We start from the raw sequence: 15,250 nt of genomic DNA, 5'->3' as shown, positions 1-15,250 counted from the left end.
GTCTCACAAGGCGTACGTCTCACCAGGCGTACGACAGGCCTTGTCCGGTGACATGGGGTGGGGGAAGCAGATGGGGCAGAGCAGCAGGGTCCACGGGGAGGGGACGGAACCGGGTGCCGTGCCGGGGGTGCCGGGCCCGGGCGGCCCCTCCGAGCCGGGCGGCGCGGACGGCCGGGAAGGGCAGGAAGGCCGGAGACCCGGCCGCGGGCGCCGCACCCTGCGCTGGTCGGCGACGACCCTCTCCGTGCTGATCCTGGGGACGGCCGGCGCCGGCTACCTCTACTACGAGCACCTGAACGGCAACATCCACAAGGGCGCGCGCAGCAGCGGCGACTCCAAGGCCCGGAAGGCCGCCCCGAACGCGGCCGGGCAGACGCCCCTGAACATCCTGCTGATCGGCTCCGACAGCCGTAACTCCGACGAGAACGTGGAGCTGGGCGGCGCCCGTAAGGACCGCGGCACCCCGCCGCGGGGTGACGTGCAGATGCTCATCCACCTCGCCGCGGACCGCAAGAGCGCCTCCGTGGTGAGCATTCCGCGCGACACCCGGGTCGACATACCCCGGTGCACCGACCCGGAGACCGGGAGGACGTACCCTCCGGTCAACACGATCATCAACGCCTCGCTGGCCCGTGGCGGAGCGGGCTGCACGCTGGCGACCTGGCAGAACCTCACCGGCGTCTACATCGACCACTGGATGACGATCGACTTCGCGGGCGTGGTGAAGATGGCGGACGCCATCGGCGGGGTCGAGGTGTGCGTCGAGCAGAACGTGTGGGACCGCCCGCTGCCCGGCGTGCCGGGCGGCTCGGGCCTGAAGATGAGGGCCGGCCACCACAAGGTCCAGGGGGTGCAGGCGCTCCAGTGGCTGCGCACCCGCCACGCCTGGGGCAGCGACCCGCTGCGGGCCAGGGCGCAGCACATGTACATGAACTCGATGATCCGCACCCTCAAGGCGCAGAACGTCTTCACCGACACCGGCCGTCTGACGGACCTGGCGGAGGCGGCCACCAGATCGCTGCACGTGTCCGAGGAGATCGGCACGGTGAAGAAGCTGTACGACCTGGGCACACAGCTGAAGACGGTGCCGACGGACCGCATCACCATGACGACCCTGCCCACGGTCGCGGATCCGGAGGATCCCAACCATCTGATCGCGGCGGGCGCCGACGCCGACCGGGTGTGGGACATGCTCCGCGACGACGTGCCCTTCGACGGCAAGGGCGGGAAGCCGGGCGCCGGGAAGCCGTCCGAGGCCGCGGGCAAGGCGTCCGGTGATCCCGCCGCGGCGGACGGCGCGATCGGCGTCCTGGTGCGCAACGCCACGCGCTCCAGCACGCTCGGGCCGGTCGGCGGGCGCGCGGCCGCCCTCGCACGGCACCTCGTGGACGAGGGGTTCACCAAGGCCGCCGCGGACACCTCCCCCGCGACGTCCGAGGAGCGGACCGTGGTGCGCTATCCGAGCGCCGAACTGGCGGGCGACGCACAGCGCGTCGCCAAGTCGCTGGGCATTCCCGCGGGTTCGGTGAAGCGGTCGGCCGATGTCTCCGGCGTGACGGTCGTCGTGGGCGCCGACTGGCGTACGGGCACGGCCTATCCGAAGCAGCCGTCGCCGAAGGCCGGGGACCTGCCCGGCGACGCGGACGCGCTCAACGGTTCCGACGCCGGAAAATGCATGGACGTGTACGCGCCATACCGCTGGTAGAGATTCACAGCGTGGATTGGGCCGGATTGCCCGAATGTGTGGATGTTGAATTTGTCAATCAGCGCACACCAACGTTCAACTGGGCGGATAGTGTGAGCGATCCAGTGCTTCTGTGATGACCAAGTACCCGTGCGCCTTCCGGGGGGAGAAGGCGCCGCGTGCCCCGACGGAGGAAACAAGACCGTGGACGCGCAACGCCGTGGGCGGGGGGATCAGATCGACCCCGCGGACCAGTGGGTACTCAATCCGAACACCGGTGAATACGAACTGCGACTGGCCCCATCCGCAGCGCAGTCGCCGGACTCCGGGGGAGGCCCGGCCACAGGCGGTCGCCGTACGGCGACCCGCACCGATGTCCCGCCGCAGCGCAGGCGGCGCGGCGCTCCCGAGGAGCCGCCGCCGGGGCGGCGCGCCGGGCGGCGGCCGGTGCAGCAGAAGCCGAAGAAGGCGAAAAAGGCGCTGGTGTGGACCGGCGGCACGATGGCCTTCGTGCTGGTCGGGGTCGGCGCGGCCGGCTACTTCTACCTCCGGCACCTGGAGGGCAACGTCAGCACCACCGACGTCGGCAGCGCGGGTGCGAGCAACTTCAGCAAGTCCGAGGCCTTCAACATCCTCATCATCGGCACGGACAAGCGCACCGGCGAGGGCAACGGGGGTTACGGCGACAAGGGCAGCTCCGGGCACGCCGACACCACGATCCTGCTGCACGTCGCCGAGGACCGCTCCAACGCGACCGCGCTCAGCATCCCCCGGGACCTGATCGTGAACATCCCCGACTGCCCGACGAAGCTGGAGGACGGCTCGGAGAAGATCGTCCCGGGCCAGCAGGGCGTCCGCTTCAACCGGAGCCTCGGCGAGAGCGGCCGGGACCCCGGCTGCACGATGCGCACGGTGAAGGAGAACACCGGCATCCAGGTCGACCACTTCATGATGGCCGACTTCAACGCGGTGAAGACGCTGACCACGGCGGTGGACGGGGTCGAGGTGTGCGTGGAGAAGCCGGTGAACGACAAGCAGTCCAAACTCGTCCTGCCCGCGGGCGAGTCGACGGTCGAGGGCGAGCAGGCCCTGGCGTTCGTCCGCACCCGCAAGAGCTTCGGCAACAGCGGCGACCTCGACCGGATCAAGGTGCAGCAGCAGTTCCTGGGCTCACTCATGCGCAAGATGTCCTCCAGCGACACCCTCACCAGCCCCTCCAAGCTGCTGAAGCTGGCCGAGGCCGCCACCAAGGCGCTCACCGTCGACGAGGCCATCGGCAGCGTCGGCACGCTCAAGGACGTCGCGCTGGAGCTGAAGAAGGTGCCGACGAAGAACATCAGCTTCACGACGGTGCCGGTGGTGGACAACCCGGCGGAGCGGGTGAAGGCGACGGTCGTCCTCGACGAGTCGAAGGCCCCGCAGGTGTTCGACATGATCGCGAACGACGTCTCGTTCACCAAGGTCAAGGACCGGAAGAAGAAGGAGAAGGACGCCGAGGCCGCGCGGCTGAAGGGCCCCAAGGCCCCGGCCTCCGAGGTCCGGGTGCGGATCCTCAACGGCGGTGCCGTTGCCGGCAGCGCGCAGAAGACGCTCCAGTACCTCCAGGTCGAGGAGGGTGTGACCAAGTCCGACAACGCCGGCAACGCACCCTCCGAACTGGCCAGGACCACGCTCGAGTACGCCCCCGACCAGGCAGACCAGGCCCGCCGCCTCGCCGACATCATGGGCCTGCCCGGGTCGGCGCTGAAGCCCGGCGAGAGCGTGATCAACTCGCAGGGTGTGCCGGCCATGACCCTCACCCTCGGCAAGGACTACAAGGGCGCCGGTGTGAAGATCAACGCCCCGGTCGACGCGTCGGACGTGGAGAAGTCCACGGCCGACAAGGTGAAGTGCGCGAGTTGACCCACTGAGGGCAACTGACAGGCCCGTCGTGCGTCTAACAGGAGGCAGGGCGGGCCTGTTGCATGCGCCGTCGGCGGGAAGGACCGGAAAGTGACGCAGATCGGTGTGCGGGAGAACGAAACGCGGCAGGGCGTCCGCCATGAACCGGGCCCGGAGGAGACGGAGTCGGCGAGCCAGTCGCCTGACGGTGAGAGCGGGTCGCCGGGGACCGCGCAGGCCGACGCGCCGGCTCCGGACGCCGAGAAGCCCGGGTCCGCCGCCGTCCAGGAGAAGGCCGCCGGGCCGGCCGACCCGGCGAGCGCACAACCCCCCGGCGGCGGCGACGGCGACGTCGACGGCCGGCGCGGTACCGACCGGCCCCGGCGCCCGCGACGGCTGCTGAGATGGTCCGCAGCCGTGCTCGCCCTGCTCATACTCGGGACGGCCGGAGCCGGATACGTCTACTACCGGCACCTCAACGGCAACATCAAGAAGGACGCCCTGAACCTCGGCGACCACAAGGTCGCAGCTCCCACGCCGAACGCGTTCGGTCAGACCCCGCTGAACATCCTGCTCATCGGCTCCGACGCACGGGACACCAAGGAGAACCAGAAACTCGGCGGCGCCCGCGAGACGTTCGGCGCCACCCCCCTCGCGGACGTCCAGATGCTGCTGCACGTGTCCGCCGACCGCACCAACATGTCGGTCATCAGCATGCCCCGCGACACCCTGGTGAAGATCCCCAAGTGCACCGACCCGGACGACGGGAAGGTGTACGCGGCGACCCAGGGCCGGACGATGACCAACCAGAGCCTCGGCCACGGCGGCCCGGGCTGCACCGTGGCCACCTGGCAGGAGCTCACCGGCATCCACATCGACCACTTCATCATGGTCGACTTCGCCGGCGTGGTGTCGATGGCCGACGCCGTCGGCGGTGTCCCGGTGTGCGTCGACGCCAACATCCACTCCCGCACCTCCGACGGCAAGGGCTCGGGCCTGAAACTGGAGAAGGGCACCTCGTACATCCAGGGCGAGCAGGCCCTGCAGTGGCTGCGCACCCGCTACGGCTTCGAGGACGGCAGCGACCTCGCCCGCTCCAAGGCCCAGCACATGTACATGAACGCGATGGTCCGCCAACTGCGCGACAACGCCACCCTGAGCAGCCCGAACAAGCTGCGCAGGCTGGCCGAGGAGGCCACCCGGGCCCTGACGGTCGACCCCGGCCTCGACACCGTCAAGAAGCTCTACGACCTCAGCGGCGAGCTGCGCGAGGTGGAGCCGAAGCGCATCACCATGACCACCATGCCCAACCGGTACGTCGGCGCCCGGGTGGAACCCACCGAGGACGCCGAGCAACTGTTCCGGCTGGTGCGGGAGGACATCGCCCTGGACGGCAAGGACAAGGCGAAGAAGGCCACCGGGGAGAAGCCCTCCGACGACCCGGCCGCGGCCGACGACGAGATCCCCGTCCAGGTCCGCAACGGCACCCGCACCGACACCCTGGCCGCGGCACCCGGACGCACGAGCACGGTGACCGGCCTGCTGACGGAGAAGGGCTTCGCCCAGGCCGTCGCCGACACCGACGGTTCGTGGAGCGAGGACCGCACCGTCGTCCGCTACCCGAGCGCCGACCTGGAGGGCGACGCCCAGCGGGTCGCCGAGGCCCTGGGGATCCCCTTCAGCTCGGTCAAGCGGTCGACGGACGTCTCCGGCGTCACACTCGTCGTGGGCGCCGACTGGCGTACGGGCTCGGACTACCAAGCGCCGAAGCGGGACGACAAGACCCCGAAGTCGGCCAACGCTCTCAACGGCGCGGACGACAAGGCCTGCATGAAGGTGAACCCGGCGTTCACCTGGTGACGCGAACGGGCCCCACCCACAGGGCGGGGCCCGGAGACGAGACCTTTCGGTTTCTCAGTCTCAGCGACACGCCGTGGAAGCGGTACGCCGCTGAGACTGGCGAGCCACTCGGCGGGCCCGCCAGGAGGGCGGGGCCCAAGGACGAGTGCGGGCGTCAGCCGGTGGTGGCGTCCGCGCGGACCGCCGGGCGCCGGGACGCGATGACCTTCCTCGCCAGCGACCGCGGGCTGGTCAGGAAGCCCCAGCCCCACGACATGTGCATCGTGGCCAGCGCCACGGGAATCCGCAGCCGTGCCTTCAGCGGCAGCCCCTTGCCCGCCGGCACCGAGCCGAGGGCGATCGCCGCGAGATAGCCGCCTGGCACCACGAAGCCCCACGGCGTCAGCAGCGCGCCCACCAGGGTCCCGGCCGCGATCGCGCACACAGCCGTCGGCGGGGCGAGGTAGCGCAGGTTGATCGAGCCCTCGTGGTAGCGGGCGACGACGTGCCGCCAGCGGCCGTAGTCCTTGTACTGCTTGGCGAGCGCCTTCACGCTCGGCCTCGGCCGGTACGACACCCTGAGCTCGGGCGAGAACCAGATCAGACCGCCGGCCTCACGGATACGGAAGTTCAGCTCCCAGTCCTGGGCGCGGATGAACTCCACGTTGTAGCCGCCCTGCTGCTCCAGCGCCTCGCGCCGGAACACCCCCAGATAGACCGTCTCGGCCGGGCCCGCCTGTCCACCGGTGTGGAAGGCGGCGTTGCCGACACCTATCTTCGAGGTCATCGCGGCGGCGACGGCGTGCTCCCAGTCGGTCTCGCCCTCGGCGTGCATGATGCCGCCGACGTTCTGCGCGCCGGTCTCCTCCAGGAGCCTCACGGCGGTGGCGATGTAGTTCGGGGAGAGCATGCCGTGCCCGTCGACGCGGACGACGATCGGGTGGCGTGAGGCGTTGATCGCCGCGTTCAGGGCGGCGGGCGTACGGCCGGTCGGGTTCGGCACGGTGTGCACGCGCGGGTCTTCTGCCACGAGTTCGGCGGCGATCTCGTCCGTGCGGTCCGTGGACGGACCGAGGGCGATCACGACCTCCATCTCGCCGGCGTACTCCTGCGCGAGGATCGCTTGGACTGCTCCCCGCAGGTGCCGCTCCTCGTTGAGGACGGGCATGATCACGGAAACGGCGGGGAGCCGCACGTCGGGATTGGCGTTCATAGGGGGCTCACGTTACCGCGAACGGGGGACACGGGTGCGCGCCGCCGGGGCGGTACCGCGGGCCGCAGATCCTATCGGCCTACGGTGTCACGGATCCCACGTACGGCCGCCGTCCGGAGGTATCCCCTTGCCCACGCCGCCGCGGTCCCCCCGGACCACCGCCGCCCCGCAGCGCCGCCCGCAGCCCTCCCCCGGCCGCGCCCCGCGCAGGGCCGTGCCACCGGTGCGGCGCCGGAAACCGCGCTGGGGCCTGCGGGTGGTCACCACCCTGTCCGTGGTGGTCCTGGCGTCCGCCGGCATCGGGCACGCGGTGATGAGCAGCCTGGAGGCGGACATCGTCCGGGTCGACGCCTTCAAGGACATGAAGAACCGGCCCCGGGCGGGCCACGGCATGAACGTCCTGCTGGTCGGTACCGACGGCCGCGAGAAGATCAGCCCCCAGGAGCGGCGGAAGTACCGGCTCGGCGGCGCGCCCTGCCACTGCACCGACACGATCATGATCGTGCACATCTCGGAGGACCGGGAGCGGGCGAGCGTGGTGAGCCTGCCGCGCGACTCGTACGCGGTGACGCCCGCGCACGTCGACCGTACGACCGGCAGGCGGCACGGGGGGCACCCGGTCAAGCTGAACGCGGCGTACGCGGAGGGCGGGCCGCAGCTGACCGTGCGGACGGTCGAGAGCATGACCAAGGTGAAGATCGACCACTATCTGGAGGTCGACTTCACCAGCTTCATGAGGACCGTGGACGTGGTCGGGGGCGTGCGGATCTGCACCGCCGCTCCCCTGAAGGACACCTACACCGGCCTGGACCTGCCGGCCGGGCGGCACACGCTGGCGGGCGGGCAGGCGCTGCAGTACGTACGCGCCCGGCACGTCGACGGGGCCTCCGACCTGGGCCGGATGCAACGCCAGCAGCGCTTCATGGCGGCGCTCGTGGACCGGGTCACCTCCTCCGGGATCCTCCTCAACCCGATGAAGTTCCGGGACGTGACCCGGGCGGTGCTCGGCTCGGTGCGCGCCGACAAGGGCTTCGGCACGGACCAGATGCTGGACCTGGGCCGGGCCATGCGCAACTTCTCCCCCTCCTCCTCGGAGTTCACGACCGTCCCGATCGGGCGGATGGGGTTCGCCGTGCAGGGGGTCGGCTCGACGCTGAAGTGGGATCCCGTGAAGGCGGAGCGCCTCTTCCGCTCCCTGCGCGAGGACCAGCCGCTGTCCGTGCCCCGCCCGCACAACACGGCCCGGATCGTCCCGGTCGCCCCGCAGCAGATCCGCGTCCAGGTGGAGAACGGCACGAGCACGCCCGGCCTCGGCCGCCGGGTGGACGCGGCGCTCGCGTCGACGGGCTTCCGCACGACCCGCACCCCGGTGAACTCCGCGAAGAAGGACGTGAAACGCACCGTGGTCGCCTTCGACCCCCGCTGGGACCGCTCGGCCAAGTCCCTGGCGGCGGCCCTGCCGGGCAGCGAACTCCGGCCGGTCAAGGGCCTGGGGGCGACCCTGAAGGTGATCGCGGGCTCGGACTTCGAGCGGGTGCAGCGGGTGCGGGCCGAGGGCCCGGGGCAGGGCGGGTACGGGGTGGTGCGGGGGGACGAGGTGGGGTGCGGGTAGTGGGCCCACACACTTGCGGGTAGCGGGAGCACACATGCGGATTGGTTTCTTCCGCCCCATGGCGGACCGGGCCCGACAGGCGTAGGACGGAAGACACGGAGGCCGGTCCCCGGCCCTCCTCGTCTCCCCCGGGAGGAAGTCATGACCCAGCAGCCCGCCACCACCGCCCCGCTCAGCAAGGAGATGCAGGACTGCGTCCGGGCCTGCATGACCTGCCACAGCGTGTGCGAGGAGACCATGAGCTCCTGCCTGCAGATGGGCGGCCCGGCCCAGATGCAGATCATGCGCGCCGTCATGGACTGCGCCGAGATGACGCGGATGTGCGCCGACATGATGATGCGCCGCTCGCCGCTGTCGGCCGAGATGTGCGCGATGTGCGCCCGGGCCTGTGACATGTGCGCCGAGGCGTGTATGTCCATGCCGGACGACGCCCAGATGATGCGCTGCGCCGAGGCGTGTCGCAGCTGTTCGCAGACGTGCCGCTCGATGTCGGCCGCCATGATGTGAGGACCGCCACCTCACAGGTGCGGGGCACCCTTGTGGGTGCCCCGCCGCGCGCCCGGGCTCACTTGCTCACTTGCTCACTTGCCCGAGACGGTGACCTTGTCGTCGTTCTTCAACTCGTTCACCAGGGTCTTCACCTTCGCGGTGTCCCACTGGAGGTTGCCGTTCGCGGAGTTGCCCGCGATCGGCATGTTCATGGACTTGCCCTCGCCGCCGCTGACGCCCTTCATCGCCCAGAACATGTCGGCCAGGTCGAACAGGCCCATGTCCTTGTCGACCACGAGGGAGTCGAGTCCCGCGCCCATGGTCGGGTAGAGCTTGAACGGGTTGAGGATCGTGCCCGGGGTGGCGACCTGGTTGGCGAGCGCCGACAGGAACTTCTGCTGGTTCTTCGTCCGGTCCAGGTCGGAGCCGGCGAGCGCGTAGCGGGTGCGGACGAAGGCGAGGGCCTGCTCGCCGTTCAGCGTCTGCTTGCCCTTCTTCAGGTCGGCGCCCGACTTGGTGTCCTTGATGTCCTGCGGGATGTCCATCTCGACCCCGCCGACCGCGTCCACGATGTTCGCGAAGCCGCCGAAGCCGATCTCCACGTAATGGTCGATGTGCAGGCCCGTGTTGGCCTCGACGGTACGGACCAGCAGTTCCGGGCCGTCCTCCGCGTACGCCGCGTTCAGTTTCGTCTGGCGGCCCCTGGCCGGGTAGAGCTTGCCGGAGTCGGAGCCCTTGTAGGAGGGGATCGTGACGTTCGAGTCACGGGGCAGCGAGATCAGCGTCGGGCCGTTGCCGCCGGTGTGCAGGATCATCATCGAGTCCGTGCGCTTGCCCTTGGCGGAGCCGGTGCGCAGCCTCTTCTTGTCCTCGGCCGTCATGCCCTCGCGGCTGTCGGAGCCGACGATCAGGTAGTTGGTGCCCTCGCCCGCCTCGGGTCTGTCGATCACCTTCGACAGGTCGACGTCCCGGTTGAGCTTGGAGTCGGCCCAGAAGTATGTACCGACGCTCGTCACGACCAGCAGCGTCACGAGCGTGAGAGTCGTCACCTTGAAACGGCGGCGCCAGTTCGGGGCCGGGCGCGGGTCGTACATTCCGTCGCCCGGTCCGCCCGGGCCTCTGCCCCCGGCGGAGCCGTAGACCTGGCCGGTGTTGTAGCCGCTGTCGTAGCCGCCGGGCGGCTCCGCGTAACCACCGTCGACGTACGAAGGCTGCTGCGGTACCCCGCCGGCGTACTGCGGAGCACCGCCGTACTGCGGAGCACCGCCGTAGGCGCCCTGCCCGGGCGACGGCGCCGGGCCGCGGCGGACCTGCCGCATGACACGGGCGCTTTCGGGCTGTGCGCTCCCGCTTCCGCGTCCGTAGCGGCTGCCGCGGTTGTCGTCGGACCATCCCTCGGGCCAATTGTTCATGCGCCCCAGTGTGCCGGTCCCGGTAGTAGGCCATACAAGGGTCGTCGGAAAATCAGAGCACGGCTGTGGCGAAGCTGACACAAAACCCCCTCATACCGCCTCGGCATAAGGTAGGGGCCATGACAGACCAGGCCCCAGGCGCGGATTCCGGCACCCCGGATATCCCGGGCAAGCCGACCTCGGCCTCCCGGACCACCCTCAGCCACATCATGACCCACAACGACACGAACCTTCTGGGCACGGTGCACGGCGGGGTGATCATGAAGCTGGTCGACGACGCCGCGGGGGCCGTGGCCGGACGGCACTCGGGCGGGCCGGCCGTCACCGCGTCCATGGACGAGATGGCCTTCCTGGAGCCGGTCCGCGTCGGCGACCTGGTCCACGTCAAGGCCCAGGTCAACTGGACCGGCCGCACCTCCATGGAGGTCGGCGTCCGTGTCCTGGCCGAACGCTGGAACGAGTCCGCCCCGCCCACGCAGGTCGGCTCGGCCTACCTCGTCTTCGCGGCGGTCGACGCCGACGGCAAGCCGCGCCGGGTTCCCCCGGTCCTCCCCGAGACCGAACGCGACAAGCGCCGCTACCAGGAGGCCCAGATCCGGCGTACCCACCGCCTGGCCCGCCGCCGGGCGATCATGGAGCTCAGGGAGAAGCGGGCGGCGGAGGGGTACGAGGACTGATCCGCAGGGCTCTCGCCCCGGCCGCCGCGCCCGAACCGTAGCCACCCGGCGACCGTCTGCGACAATCGGCCGTCCTCGCAGGCCGATTGGCTATACCGTCGATCCACGACACGGATCCCGCACGGAGTCGTCCCCGACGACCCGGGAGCCGGCTCATCATGGCCGGCGGGTCCGGTGAACGGGGGGCACATGCGGAGGGGTGACAGGCGGCGCCGTGTCCTTGTGTGGGGCGGGGCAGGCGGGGGACTGGTCGCGGTCGGGAGCGCCGCGCTGCTGTGGGATCCGGGGCAGGCGCTGGCCTGGACGGCCGGTGTCGTGGCGGCTGCCGCGGCCGCCTACCTCGGCCAGCTGGCACCTCTGCATCTCCAGCAGGCCCTGGCCCGGCGCCGGGCCGGGCGGGAGCTGACGGAAGGTGAGCCGCTCGCCGTCAGCGTGGACATCCGGAACCAGGACTACGTCACGCTGGACTTCGGTGACCGCGTTGCCGACGTCCCCGCGGCCGGGCACACCGTACGGATCGTGGTGACCTCGACGGGGCCTTCCGCCGTGCTGCTCACCGGGATACGGGCGGAGGTGCTGTCCCGTGATGTGCTGCCCGGGGATCTCAGCCGGCACGCGGCCGAGGTGCCGGTGCGGCGGTTCGAGGCGCTCCTCGACGCCGACCCGCCCGAGGTGCGCGCCCTGGGGGAAAGCGACTTCCCCTACCGGATCGCCGCCGACGAGTCCGAGGTACTCGATCTCGTCGCCAGCACCGAGCACGGCCTCGTGCAATGGGTGCTGTGGCTGAACTGGATGTCCGCGGGCCGCCAGGGCAGCACCCGGATCGACCTTGCGGGCCGGCCTTTCCACACCGCCGCGCGCCGGCCGGGCGCCGCCTGATGGCCAGGCGGCGCGTCGGCGCGGCCACCTTGGGCGCGGCACTTCCAGCAGTGGCCGGCAGCGCCGTCCTCGCCGCCACGGACGTGCACACCTGGCCGCCTTACGTCGCGGTGGCCGCTGTGTCGGCTCTTTCCATACGCCTGGCGCTGGCGCGGCACGGACAGCGGCGGCCGGGCCCGGTACCGGGCCCGGCCCGGAACACGCAGACACCGGCGGAAGCCTTGGCCGCGACCGACCAGGGTTCCCCCGCTGCGACATCGGAGGAGAGCCGGGCCGACGGTGCGCCCGTCACGCGGGGGTTGTCCGTCTACGAGATGACGCGGCCCGTGCGCACCGTGCCCGTCCAGGGGTTGACGGACGATCCGCCGTTCACGGTGCGGGCAGCCGTGCACAGTCAGCTCACACTCATCGCCTCGCCCGGGCTGCTGGGCCTGCCCGAGGCGGTCCACATTCCGCTGACCGGGCACAACCTCCTTCTGTCCCTGACCGCGACGGGACAGGACGAGGTCGCCCTGCGGTCGCTCCGAGCGGAGGTGACGGACCGTCTGCCGCTGCGGGCGGACGGCGTCTCGCTGGCCCGGCCGCGGATGCCCGACATGGTGCTGAGCGCCGATCTGCTGGAGTCCGCCCAGCGCGCGGCCCGGGCCTACCGGCGTCTGCGCCATCCTGATGTCGCGGTCCTGTTGGACGCCTCGACCGCCCCCGTACTGGCGGAGCTCGGCGCGGATCCGCTCCTGCCGCTGACCGCCGCGCCGGGTACGAGCGCCAACCTCACCTGCGCACCCGTGACGGACGACGGGCGATGGGTGCGGTGGCGGCTGACGGCGGAGATCGTGTGTGCGGGGCGTGTCTGGCGGCCCTGGTGGGACCTCACGGTCACCGCGACCACGGGCTTCTCAGCGTACAGCGCCGATGCCGCACCGGAGCCCCAGCCCGTGCATGCGCCGTACCCCGACCATTACGACCCCAGGAACCCGGACGGACAGCGAACCACCGAATCCTTGGTGGAGCGGTCCTTCCACCTGGTGGGCCACACCTCGCAGGACGGCGGCGGATTCCTGCAGATGCCGTCCCGGCCCGAGCCCGACCCGGAGCCACCCGGCGCCGCGAGGGCCGTCCGGCGCGCCGCTGCCCTGGCCCGCGGCGGAGACCTCCCCGGCGCCGCCGAGGCCTACCGGGCAGCGGCGGAGGCGGGCAGTGGGCAGGCCGCCTACCGCTTGGGGAGGCTCGCGCAGAACCACGGAGACCCGGACGGCGCGGTGCGCTGGTACGAGATGGCCGCCGCCCGCCGCGTCCCCGCCGCGTACAACAACCTCGGAGCGCTGGCCGTGCTGCGCGGCGATCTGGACACGGCCGAACGCTGGTACCGCCAGGCACTGGACGTAGGCGACTGGGCGGCGGCCGTGGGCCTCGGTGTCGTACTGGAGCAGCGGGGGGACGAGGTACAGGCCGAGGAGTTGTGGCGCCTCGCCAGCGGGCAGGACGTTCCGAACGCGGATCAGAACCTGGCGGTCCTCTACCGGCGGCAGGGCAGGCTGCGGGAGGCCGACGAGCGGTTCACGCGGGCCGCCGAGGCGGGCGACGTCCAGGCCGCCGTGCACGTCGGCTTCCGCTGCCACGAAGCCGGCGACCAGGCCGGAGCGAAGCGCTGGTGGCGCGCGGCGGCCGACGCGGACAACGCGGAGGGCATCTTCTACCTCGGGTTGCTGCTCGTCCGTGAAGGGCGGACCGAGGAAGGGCAAAGGCTGTGGGAGCGCGCGGCCGAGCGCCTCGGCACACACAGGCAGGGGGTCACGAGAGCCCCGTCGGGGCCGGACGCGGGGACCATCCAGCGGGTCGGCGGCAGCGGGGCGGAGTCGGGCGAGGTGCAAGCCGCCTACTACCTCGGGATGCTCCACCTGGAGCGGGACGAGCACGAAGCCGCTCTCACCTGGTGGACCCGTGCTGCCGGGGCGGGCCACGCGGACGCCGTGTTCCGGTTGTGCGAGCTGCACCTGAACGTGCGCGGTGACCTCGCGGAGTGCCTGCGCTGGGCATTCGTCGCGGTGGAGCTCGAAGGGGCGGAGGCTGTGCGGCTGGAAGCTCTCGCCGCGGGGATGCGCTCGATCGCGGAGCACCTCGCCGAGGCCGCGGGCCCGTACGAGCCCGATCCCGGGAACGCGGCGGCGGCCTGCTTCGTGGCGGCGGAGTCCTACCGGCGTCTCACCGCCCACGACGATGCCCATCGTCCGGCATGGGAGGACAGCGTCCAGCGCCTCGCCGCCCTGGCCGAGTGGTCCGGATCGGCGCAAGCGCGGCAGTGGGCCGCGAGCGCCGGGGCACGGTTCCGGGCGGCGGGCTGAGCGAAGGCCCGTCAGTTTCCCGACGGGCCCTTGTGCGGAATCACGGCTAGGGGAGGTTCCTCGCCATGACGATGCGCTGCACCTGGTTCGTGCCCTCGTAGATCTGCGTGATCTTCGCGTCGCGCATCATCCGCTCCACCGGGTAGTCCCGCGTGTAGCCGTACCCGCCGAGCAACTGCACCGCGTCCGTGGTGACCTCCATCGCCACGTCCGAGGCGAAGCACTTGGCGGCGGCGCCCAGGTAGGTGAGGTCGGCGTCGACGCGCTGGGAGGCGGCGGCGGCCTGGTAGGTCAGGGCGCGGGCGGCCGAGATCTTCATGGCCATGTCGGCGAGCATGAACTGGATGCCCTGGAAGTCGGCGATCGGCTTGCCGAACTGCTTGCGCTCCTGGACGTAGCCCTTGGCGTAGTCGAGGGCGCCCTGGGCGATGCCGAGGGCCTGGGCGGCGATGGTGATACGGGTGTGGTCGAGGGTCTTCATCGCCGTGGCGAAGCCGGTGCCCTCCTCGCCGATCATGCGGTCGGCGGGGATGCGGACGTTGTCGAGGTAGACCTCGCGGGTCGGGGAGCCCTTGATGCCGAGCTTCTTCTCGGGGGCGCCGAAGGAGACGCCCTCGTCGGACTTCTCGACGACGAAGGCGGAGATGCCCTTGGAGCGCTTGGAGGGGTCGGTGACCGCCATCACCGTGTAGTACTCGGACTCGCCGGCGTTGGTGATCCAGCGCTTCACGCCGTTGAGGACGTAGTGGTCGCCGTCGCGGACGGCCTTGGTCTTCATGCCGGCGGCGTCGGAGCCGGCGTCCGGCTCGGAGAGGCAGTAGGAGAACATGCCCTCGCCCTTGGCGAGCGGGGTCATGTACTTCTTCTTCAGGTCCTCCGAGCCGGAGAGGATCACCGGGAGCGAACCCAGCTTGTTCACCGCGGGGATGAGGGAGGAGGAGGCGCAGACCCGGGCGACCTCCTCGATGACTATGACGGTCGCCAGCGCGTCCGCGCCCGCGCCGCCGTACTCCTCGGGTACGTGCACGGCGTGCAGGTCGTTCGCGACCAGCGCCTGGAGCGCCTCGTGCGGGAAGCGGGCCTCCTCGTCCACCGCGGCGGCGTGCGGCGCGATCTTCGCCTCGGCCAGCGAGCGGACGGCGTCACGGAGCATGTCGTGCTCCTCGGACGGGCGGTACAGGTCGAAGTCAGCCGATCCGGCCAAGGTCTCTCACGCTCCAAA

At 71.0% G+C, this 15,250-nt stretch carries 11 protein-coding genes; 8 read left to right on the top strand and 3 right to left on the bottom strand.

The features are described from left to right. Window positions 1-70: 70 nt before the first annotated feature. The 3 genes from IE212_RS16645 (at window position 71) to IE212_RS16635 (ending at window position 5,425) form a co-directional block, all read left to right on the top strand. The gene (locus IE212_RS16645) at window positions 71-1,705 is read left to right on the top strand and encodes an LCP family protein (RefSeq protein ID WP_190198614.1); all 1,635 of its coding nucleotides are present in this window, start codon (window positions 71-73) and stop codon (window positions 1,703-1,705) included. A 183-nt stretch (window positions 1,706-1,888) separates the two neighbouring features. Continuing rightward, window positions 1,889-3,586, top strand: coding sequence for an LCP family protein (locus IE212_RS16640; protein ID WP_190198613.1), 1,698 nt, complete (start codon window positions 1,889-1,891; stop codon window positions 3,584-3,586). A 90-nt stretch (window positions 3,587-3,676) separates the two neighbouring features. After that, entirely contained in the window at window positions 3,677-5,425 is a 1,749-nt protein-coding gene (locus IE212_RS16635) for an LCP family protein (RefSeq protein ID WP_190198612.1), read from the top strand. 154 nt (window positions 5,426-5,579) lie between these two features. Here IE212_RS16635 and IE212_RS16630 read toward each other — a convergent pair whose 3' ends face one another. Beyond that, window positions 5,580-6,617: a glycosyltransferase family 2 protein gene (locus IE212_RS16630; RefSeq protein ID WP_190198611.1), complete on the bottom strand. Its 1,038-nt coding sequence runs from the start codon at window positions 6,615-6,617 to the stop codon at window positions 5,580-5,582. Window positions 6,618-6,744: 127 nt separating this feature from the next. Between IE212_RS16630 and IE212_RS16625 the strand changes: the two genes are divergently transcribed. Next, complete coding sequence (locus tag IE212_RS16625) at window positions 6,745-8,229, top strand: LCP family protein (RefSeq protein ID WP_190198610.1); 1,485 nt, start codon at window positions 6,745-6,747, stop codon at window positions 8,227-8,229. A gap of 141 nt (window positions 8,230-8,370) precedes the next feature. Next, window positions 8,371-8,736, top strand: a complete 366-nt coding sequence (locus IE212_RS16620) for a four-helix bundle copper-binding protein (RefSeq protein ID WP_190198609.1) — start codon at window positions 8,371-8,373, stop codon at window positions 8,734-8,736. A gap of 74 nt (window positions 8,737-8,810) precedes the next feature. Here the strand turns inward: IE212_RS16620 and IE212_RS16615 are convergent, their stop codons facing one another. Further along, window positions 8,811-10,130: an LCP family protein gene (locus tag IE212_RS16615; protein WP_190198608.1), complete on the bottom strand. Its 1,320-nt coding sequence runs from the start codon at window positions 10,128-10,130 to the stop codon at window positions 8,811-8,813. Between the two features lie 119 nt (window positions 10,131-10,249). Here IE212_RS16615 and IE212_RS16610 point away from each other — a divergent pair, with 119 nt between their 5' ends. The 3 genes from IE212_RS16610 to IE212_RS16600 all read left to right on the top strand — a co-directional run bounded on the left by IE212_RS16610 (window position 10,250) and on the right by IE212_RS16600 (window position 14,028). Then, window positions 10,250-10,807 (top strand): acyl-CoA thioesterase, encoded by a 558-nt coding sequence (locus tag IE212_RS16610; protein WP_190198607.1) that lies wholly within the window; start codon window positions 10,250-10,252, stop codon window positions 10,805-10,807. Between the two features lie 189 nt (window positions 10,808-10,996). Further along, a complete protein-coding gene (locus IE212_RS16605; protein ID WP_190198606.1) occupies window positions 10,997-11,686 on the top strand; it encodes a hypothetical protein in 690 nt (229 codons plus the stop codon). A gap of 50 nt (window positions 11,687-11,736) precedes the next feature. Then, the gene (locus IE212_RS16600) at window positions 11,737-14,028 is read left to right on the top strand and encodes a tetratricopeptide repeat protein (protein WP_190198605.1); all 2,292 of its coding nucleotides are present in this window, start codon (window positions 11,737-11,739) and stop codon (window positions 14,026-14,028) included. A gap of 46 nt (window positions 14,029-14,074) precedes the next feature. Here IE212_RS16600 and IE212_RS16595 read toward each other — a convergent pair whose 3' ends face one another. Beyond that, window positions 14,075-15,232 carry an acyl-CoA dehydrogenase gene (locus IE212_RS16595; protein WP_190198604.1) on the bottom strand — a complete coding sequence of 386 codons (1,158 nt, stop codon included), beginning with the start codon at window positions 15,230-15,232 and terminating at the stop codon, window positions 14,075-14,077. Window positions 15,233-15,250 lie beyond the last annotated feature (18 nt).

Origin of the sequence: Streptomyces djakartensis (assembly GCF_014651075.1) — a bacterium.
GTDB classification, from domain to species: Bacteria; Actinomycetota; Actinomycetes; order Streptomycetales; family Streptomycetaceae; genus Streptomyces; species Streptomyces djakartensis.
The sequence above is the reverse complement of the archived record's forward strand: the minus strand, read 5'-3'. Positions and strand labels throughout refer to the sequence as shown.

What these genes read in the sequence shown, in the direction of transcription:
- IE212_RS16605 (WP_190198606.1), top strand. Translation starts at nt 10,997, where the DNA reads ATGCGGAGGGGTGACAGGCGGCGCCGTGTCCTTGTGTGGGGCGGGGCA.
- IE212_RS16620 (WP_190198609.1), top strand. Translation starts at nt 8,371, where the DNA reads ATGACCCAGCAGCCCGCCACCACCGCCCCGCTCAGCAAGGAGATGCAG.
- IE212_RS16645 (WP_190198614.1), top strand. Translation starts at nt 71, where the DNA reads ATGGGGCAGAGCAGCAGGGTCCACGGGGAGGGGACGGAACCGGGTGCC.
- IE212_RS16610 (WP_190198607.1), top strand. Translation starts at nt 10,250, where the DNA reads ATGACAGACCAGGCCCCAGGCGCGGATTCCGGCACCCCGGATATCCCG.
- IE212_RS16615 (WP_190198608.1), bottom strand. Translation starts at nt 10,130, where the DNA reads ATGAACAATTGGCCCGAGGGATGGTCCGACGACAACCGCGGCAGCCGC.
- IE212_RS16630 (WP_190198611.1), bottom strand. Translation starts at nt 6,617, where the DNA reads ATGAACGCCAATCCCGACGTGCGGCTCCCCGCCGTTTCCGTGATCATG.